This window comes from uncultured Lamprocystis sp. (genome assembly GCF_903933125.1).
Lineage (GTDB): Bacteria > Pseudomonadota > Gammaproteobacteria > Chromatiales > Chromatiaceae > Thiodictyon.
Window position 1 is genome coordinate 1 of sequence record NZ_CAIZIZ010000433.1, and the last position, 7,683, is coordinate 7,683.

The 7,683-nt window shown below is 62.8% G+C and carries 5 protein-coding genes, 1 tRNA gene and 1 pseudogene; 3 read left to right on the plus strand and 4 right to left on the minus strand.

The genetic code is table 11. The features are described 5' to 3' along the window. Positions 1–586, plus strand: a pseudogene (locus tag QZY03_RS23280) (hypothetical protein); the annotation flags it as partial. A 14-nt stretch (positions 587–600) separates the two neighbouring features. Here the strand turns inward: QZY03_RS23280 and QZY03_RS23285 are convergent. From QZY03_RS23285 to QZY03_RS23295, 3 genes are all read right to left on the minus strand, one after another. Beyond that, complete coding sequence (locus QZY03_RS23285; protein ID WP_295585056.1) at positions 601–798, minus strand: hypothetical protein; 198 nt, start codon at positions 796–798, stop codon at positions 601–603. A gap of 148 nt (positions 799–946) precedes the next feature. Beyond that, positions 947–2,065 carry an LPS export ABC transporter permease LptF gene (gene lptF, locus QZY03_RS23290; RefSeq protein WP_295585058.1) on the minus strand — a complete coding sequence of 373 codons (1,119 nt, stop codon included), beginning with the start codon at positions 2,063–2,065 and terminating at the stop codon, positions 947–949. Between the two features lie 60 nt (positions 2,066–2,125). Continuing rightward, positions 2,126–2,202: transfer RNA gene (locus tag QZY03_RS23295), tRNA-Met, on the minus strand. A gap of 360 nt (positions 2,203–2,562) precedes the next feature. Here QZY03_RS23295 and QZY03_RS23300 point away from each other — a divergent pair. Continuing rightward, the gene (locus tag QZY03_RS23300) at positions 2,563–3,015 is read left to right on the plus strand and encodes a hypothetical protein (RefSeq protein WP_295585060.1); all 453 of its coding nucleotides are present in this window, start codon (positions 2,563–2,565) and stop codon (positions 3,013–3,015) included. Between the two features lie 4 nt (positions 3,016–3,019). Beyond that, positions 3,020–5,692, plus strand: a complete 2,673-nt coding sequence (locus QZY03_RS23305) for a hypothetical protein (RefSeq protein ID WP_295585062.1) — start codon at positions 3,020–3,022, stop codon at positions 5,690–5,692. A 685-nt stretch (positions 5,693–6,377) separates the two neighbouring features. Here the strand turns inward: QZY03_RS23305 and ychF are convergent. Next, positions 6,378–7,469, minus strand: coding sequence for a redox-regulated ATPase YchF (gene ychF, locus QZY03_RS23310; RefSeq protein WP_295585064.1), 1,092 nt, complete (start codon positions 7,467–7,469; stop codon positions 6,378–6,380). Between the last annotated feature and the right edge of the window lie 214 nt (positions 7,470–7,683).

Consider the following 7,683-nt stretch of genomic DNA (forward strand, 5'->3'; position numbering starts at 1 on the left):
CGCCGCCAAACCGACACCGGTCGTCGAGGCCGCACCGGCACCAGCCGCCGCCAAACCGACACCGGTCGTCGAGGCCGCACCGGCACCAGCCGCCGCCAAACCGACGCCGGTCGTCGAGGCCGCACCGGCACCGGCCGCCGCCGCGCCGACACCGGTCGTCGAGGCCGCACCGGCACCAGCCGCCGCCAAACCGACGCCGGTCGTCGAGGCCGTACCAGCACCAGCCGCCGCCGAACCGACGCCGGTCGTCGAAGCCGCACCGGCACCGGTTGCCGCCGCGCCGACACCGGTCGTCGAGGCCGCCGCAACGGCACCGGCCGCAGCCAAGCCGACACCAGTCGTCGAGGCCGCACCTGCCACCACGACCACGGGGCCGTCGGCAGCGCCAGTGGCGACCGCCGCATCGCCTGCCAAGGCAGTTACCGCACCCCAGCAGACCCCGACTTGGGGTTTATTCGGAGACGGTCAGCCCCGGCGTGGTGCCCAGCCACCAGCTCAGCCCCCAGCGACTCCGGCCCCACCACCGGCCAAACCAGCGTCGCCGCCGTCCAGCTCGCCCTTCCAATGGATGCCTTGGAACCGTTGATCGCCTCAACCGTCTCAATCGGCTAAGGCACAAGACGAGTACAAAAACCACTCCCCCGCGTCGGTCAGGATGACCAGCGCGGGGTCATCGTACTCATCCAGCCCGCGGCAACGGCATTGATCTTCACCTACCCGGTCGAGGGACGCCCCCCGAACCATCCGTGCCAGACGAATCGTGCGATCGGTCTTGCCGACGCTCTTGGTCAAAGACATGGCGTACCGCTCCGGAGTCGTTATCTATTGCTGAATCAGAACGGCCTCGTCTAACGCGTTCGCCCGGTCGGTGGTTCATTCTCGCGGCCGCCTGTTGCTGAAATCATCACGGACAGGCGAACCGACACGACCGCGCTTCAGTTTCAGATCAAGTGGACGCGGCGGACTTCCACACCCGCACAAGACCCGCTCGCAGTTGCCTGTACCACTGTGACTCCGGCGCCATGACCAAATAGACAAGCGCCAAGACCAGGAGTTGATACCAAAAACTGGTCAACCAGACCGGCGTCAGCCCGCTCCCGAGCCAGCTTTCGGCCAACTGCTGCAAGTTGAAGAAGGTGAAATAGGCCAGAAACGCGAGAAGCAAGCGCCCCGAGGTCTTCTGCCTGGGCGAAATCGCCACCAGGGGAACCGAGATCAGGGTCAGCGTTAAAATCGCCAGGGGCGCGGCGATGCGGTGCTCCAGCTCGGCGCGGTCTTCGATGGCGTCCGATCTCAGCAAATCGCCGGACGAGGTCGTGGAGCGCTTGGTGAAGGTGTGCCGCTCCCCCTGCCCTTCGAGCCGCAGAAGGTATTCCCGAAACTGCCCGATCAGGTAGTTGCCCTCGCCGGCTTTCCCATCGAAGCGGTGACCGTCCTTGAGGATCACCAATTGATCCCCGCTCTGCTCCTCCAGCCGATGCCGCCCGGTCTCGCTGACTACGATGCGCGTGGTCTCCCCGCTCCGGTCGAGAACGAAGATACGCTCCAGCCCCTTCCCCTTGGCGATCGACCCGATATAGATCACTAGATCGCCACCTTCCTCGGTGTAGAAGCGCGCGGCCTGGAGCCCGGCAATCTGTGTCGCCTGCTCTTTCTGCTGAAGACGAATCTCGGCAATTCCGGCCGCCGCCCAGGGCTGAAGGACCAGCGCAAACCAGCCGGTGACCACCGCGACCGGCAGCGCGAGGAGGAGCAAGGGCCGAAACATTCGGCTTGGCCCGATCCCGCAGGCGTTCAAGGCCACCAGTTCACTGTCGCGGGCCAACCGGCCCTGCGCACCGAGGGCGGCCAGAAAAAATGCCGGCGGTAACAGACTGGGCGTGTCGCGCACGATCTGCAGACCAAGGAATCGCAGCACCAATTCAGCGTTCAGTGCACCCAGGTTGACCTCCTCCAGGGTGCGCAAGAACAACATGCTGGCGACGATCGCGACCAAGGTCGCAACGATCGCCGTAAAGGTCTTCGCCACCTCGGTCAGCACATAGCGGTCGACGATCGGTAACATGAGTCGGGGAGGGAAAAAAAAACCGGCACTCGGCCGGTTCATCATAAGTTCTTGGATGTGTGGTGGCTACGGGTAGATTTGAACTACCGACTCCCGCATTATGAGTGCGGTGCTCTAACCAGCTGAGCTACGTAGCCATGCAGAACGCGAAAGTATAAAGAGGTCGCTTGCGGGCGTCAACCAGACATGAACCTGAGAACCTGATCTCGGGGGATCGGGCGGGTTCGGACCGGCGGCAGACTGGGCCGCGCCGATTTGTAACGCTCGCCCGGATGCTCTAGCCTTGCGCCATTCTCAGCCGCCAAGGATAGAGAACCGTGGAGCACTCCCGCGCAACCCACTGGTTTGTTTCAGCACCGCAATGACAATCAGGCTGGACGAGATCGACCCCCGGTTTGCCGGCCCTGCCAGTTATCGTTGCCGCGCCGCGGCACCCACCGCCGGGCAACCAACCAGGTGGAAGCTCTAACGATAGATCTCAGAGATAAGTCACGCGCATGGGAAAGGTCGGACCGCAATATACCCGCCAGAGCTTTTTTGACGCGGCACGGCGGCGTGTACGAGAGGCGCGGGTCTTGTTGGATCACCCCACGTCGCAGAAACAGCGCGACGGTGCCGTAACCATGGCGCTGGTCGCGGCCGAATGTGCCCTAAAGGCGGCGCTGCTGCAGGGTCATCAAGTCAACTCGATCGATGACTTATGGGGCGGACCGGTCGCAGATTTGTTCAAAGGCAAGAAAGGCCACGATCTGCTTGAACTTTGGCGTGGCCTACCGGCGCCAATCAGTGCACAGACAACAGCCGCGGAAGACCAGGCCATGATTTGCCTAAACGGTGCCGATACCTATCTCCATCGGTATGGCGTGAAGAAGCCCCGCCGGGAGCATGCAGAGCCGCTGGTAAAGTCGGCCGAACGGTTGGTCGCATGGATGAATCACGTGGTGACATAACCCAATGATCAAAGAAGCCTCTTTGCCCGAACTGCGGCGCGCGATCGAAGACCAGTTCCATCCCCACAGACTCTTGGTGCGGCGCGGGCGCGAGGGCGCTGTCGATCTGCGAGTGCTGGCCGATGCGTTCGCGGACGCCGAAGACCCGCTGGGGTTACTGACCGGGAAACTGGAGCAACATGGTCTGCGGCTGCCCGAGCGTACCCTGACACTACTCAAATCACCGGACGATTTAGAGGAGGGCGACGAGCAACTCTTGTTCTCGCAGCGCCTGATCGGTACACCGAACTGGGCAGACGCACTGATGTTGGAACCCCAACCGCTCGTGCCCGATGACCGCGGCTTTCCCGGCGGGGTCAAAGTCATCGCCTTTTGGGGTCTCAAAGGTGGGGTCGGCCGTTCCACGGCCTTGGCCCATGTCGCCATGTTGCTGGGACGCCGACAGGTAAAGGCCCTCGCGGTCGATCTGGACTTGGAGTCCCCGGCCCTGGTCGGTGCGCTGACGGGCGACCCGGACGGCGGCGCGCGGACGCGTTTCGAGGACCTGGTTCGCCAGGCTGGGAACCCCGCCGTCGCTGATGCGGCGCTTGACCGATTGCTTGAAGGCAGTCTGCTGGCTGGTGTCGACGCGGGCGCCTTGGTCGAGGTACTGGGACCGTCGAAGGCGGATATCCCTTTCGTTCACGCCTTGCTGGGGCCACTTGCCCCAAGCGTCCTTTATCGGGGTATCCGGCCGCCGCTCAGACGGTTGTTGGAGGCCGCGATCCGCGTATCCCAGGCGCGCGTTGTGCTATTGGATGCCCGATCGGGTTACTGCGACGAGTCCGCTCTGGCCGTCCTGGACCTGGCAGACGAGGTAGTCCTGTTCGCCTCGCCCGCGCCATCGACCTATCCGTCTCTGGTTCCCGCGGTCGCCGCACTGGAACGCAGCCGGCGAGCGCGGGGGCGGCCGACGTTGGTGCATTTCGTGGCCGGGATGCTACCGGCGGGCGATGATGCGCGACGGCGCTGCCTGGAGGAGTTGCAGGCCCAACTGGAGCAGGCCCGCGCAGAGATCGCCGAGGCGTTGGCGACACCCGCCAATGACCTGCCGGCCGACGTCAACCTGATTTCAATCGACTACTCGGCCCGCATCGTCGAAAACGACGGTGGCCTCTTGGTAAGTGGCATCGGAGAGGGTTACCGGGATCTGGCCGATCGCATCGAACCGCCGCCGTTGCCAACAGCACTGGCTCAAATCAAGGAGGGTTGGGCGGCGCAGGTCATCCGGGAAGCCGTGGTTCCGGTGCCACAGGCGGAGAGTGCAGACCCACAAGATCTGGCCAGGTTGTTCACACGCACGTCGGACCTCGATCGCTTCGTGCGTCACGACACCTGTCTCGTGCTTGGTGCCAAGGGGACCGGCAAGAGCTACCTGCGTCGGATCTGCCTGGAGCAGCCGGAACTCATCAGACAGCGCTCAGGCGTCTCGTCACTCCAGAACGTCACCTTCGTCGAGGGCTATGCCAGCCCGCGCGCCGGCCGGAGAGCAAGGCCCCCGGCATCCCAAAATCTCCTCTTGGAGCTTGACAAAGCCTTCGGAGAGCGTTGGAGGGATGCGTGGTCCATATTGGCCCTGGGTCGAGTCATGGTAGCGCTTCCGGAATGGCAATTCAAATTCTCTAATCCGGTAATGGATAAGCAGTTCAAGCTCTTGGTCGACGCACAGGGCGAGCAGGCCGTCTTGGATGCCACGACGGCCCTCATCACCCAAGGCCAACCGCTGTTGATCAGTGACACCTGGCGCTCTCTGGATGAGTGGTGCGAGCGCAAAGGTAAACGCGTTACCCTGTTATTCGACGATCTGGATGTCGCTCTCGGAGAGACCGAGGAAGGGCTCAAACGGCGCCGCGGATTGCTTGTGGGACTGCTCGATCAGACGAATGCTTCCTGGATTTCCACCCGCAACGTCGGTGTGAAAGTCTTTCTCCGCAAAGACATTTTTGACGGTCTCGGCACCGAGGAGCAGGCCAAGTACCAAAAGCGTGATGTGACACTCAATTGGCGTCCGGACGATATTTGGCGCCTGATCGTGCGCGCAATGGCGGCGGCCTCGGAGACATTCCGCACGCATCTCGCGCAACGCGGAGTCAATATCGAGAATCTGGAGGAGACACCGCGCGAGGACTGGGCGGCTGCCCTGGAGTTGATCTGGGGAGATCGCCTGGGTACAGGTGAGAGCAACACGCGCTCCACCAGCTGGGCGGAAAAGCGGTTGCGTGACGGCAAAGAACGCCTGTTTCCGCGCGCTGCACTCTGGTTGATCGAAGCCGCGGTGCGCATCCGCAAGGGCAGCCGAGTCGAGTCCGCTCCTCTGCTGGACCCGCGCTCACTGCGCGCCGCGATGCCCGAGGTTTCCAGCGCGCGCTTGGAAGAACTATTGACCGAGAGTGGTCAAGAGCAGCGTTCTCGTATCTTACGCCTGACAGGCTTCAAGTCATACCAGAATGAAGATGACTTCCTGAAAGCCCTTAAGAATGCTGGAGAGAGCGAACCGGTCTCGGCTTTGAATACCCTAAAAGAGCTTGGGATCGTCGAAACCGGTTCGCGGCGCAACAAAACGGCAGCAACCTCGCGCATCGTAGACCTGTATGCATTTGCGCCCCGCCTGGAGATTGCGCGGCTCGGTCGCCGTTGACGCCATTCTCTCGCGCTGGGCGGCGCATAACGGCATCTGGTAGGGATTGGTTAGAAGTTGTGGTCGGCCCGGCACAGCAGGTTGCGATGCGCCAGAATATAGCCCTTCGCGTCGGTCTGCACTGACCAGCCATCGAAGGTCTTGGGCGTGGCAGTCGGGCCAGTGGACCCCGGTCGCGGCGAGGTTGCACAATTGTTACCGGGATTATAGCCGTCTACGCCTTAGGAGATTCACCGGGTGGGCGTCCGCTCGGACTCGCACCCACTCGGCCAACTCGCCAAGGAGGTTAAGGTGTTTCCAGCTTTGGACTATAGCGATTCGTGAACCCTCGTGCATTGCACTTTCTTCCGTCAGTGATTCGGGGCGTGTATCGTTTCGATGACGAACTCTCCACCGTCACAGATGATGAGGATTACCAGGAATTCATTCGACGGAAGCTCCGCTTGTTGCCGCGCAACAGGGAGACCGGGACTTCCGATCCTCCGCCGGCCGGATGAACCTTGAAGGCGATCTGATCTAAGTCGGGCACGTTCGACATCGGCGATCTACCTTTACCCATGTGATGGATGACGGCGCCTAACCGGGTCGGCGCGAAGCGATTGGGGCTCCGATTCGCGGGTAGTGCCTTGCGCACCGGGTAAACCGGATCGGTTTCGACGCGCAAGGCGGCAAGCGCCAACTCGAATTAGACGTTGAAGCGAAAGTGGATCACGTCGCCATCCTTGACCACGTACTCCTTCCCCTCCGAACGCAGCTTGCCGGCCTCCTTGGCCCCCTGCTCGCCCTTGCAGGCGACAAAATCCGCGTAGCTGATCACCTCGGCGCGGATAAAGCCACGTTCGAAATCCGAGTGGATGACGCCGGCCGCCGCAGGCGCCCGTGCCTTCGCCGGAATGGTCCAGGCGCGCACTTCTTTGGGTCCGGCGGTGAAATAGGTCTCGAGCCCCAGCAACTGATAGCCAACCCGCACCACCCGGTTCAGGCCCGGCTCGTCCAGGCCCAGTTCGGCCAGGAATTCACCACGCTCATCCTCCGGCAGTTCGACGATCTCCGCCTCGATGGCGGCGCACACCGGCACCACCAACGCACCCTCGCCGGCCGCGTGCGCGCGCACCCGATCCAGAAACGGATTGGACTGGAAGCCGTCCTCGGCCACGTTGGCGATATACATGGCCGGCTTGGCGGTGAGCAGGAAGAGATCGCGCAACTCGGCCTGCTCGTCGTCGCTCAAGCCCAACGCCCGCACCGGCTTGGCCTGGTCGAGTTGGGCGCGCACCCGTTCCAGCAGGTCTTTGCGCACCGCCGCCTTCTTGTCCCCGACCTTGGCGGCACGGGTCGCCCGATCCAGGGCCTTCTCGACCGACTCGAGGTCGGCCAGGGCCAGTTCGGTGTCGATGATTTCGATGTCGCGCAAGGGATCGACAGCGCCCGCCACATGAATCACGTCGTCGTTCTCAAAACAACGCACGACATGGGCAATGGCGTCGGTCTCGCGGATATTGGCGAGAAACTTATTCCCCAGACCTTCGCCCTTGGAGGCACCCGCCACCAAGCCGGCAATGTCGACGAACTGCATGGTGGTCGGGAGAATCGCCTGCGGTTTGACGATGGCGGCGATCACGTCGAGCCGCGGATCCGGGAGCGGTACCACACCCACGTTGGGGTCGATGGTGCAGAAAGGATAGTTCTCGGCGGCGATCGCCGCGCGTGTCAAGGCATTGAAGAGGGTGGACTTGCCGACATTAGGCAGACCCACGATCCCACATTTGAATCCCATAATGACGTACCGGCGGGAAAAACGTCCCATAGTACAGCAGCGGCGCCCACCCGGAACAGTGACGACGCAAACGCCAGCAGTTCCAAATTTGGGTGGCCTCCGCCGACCGCGCCCCATCGGCGAGGCGGATGGTGGATGCGCTACGCTTATCCACCCTACGAAACCGGCTCCGCTGTAGGGTGGATAAGGCGCGCCGCTCGGTGTCAGGGACCCG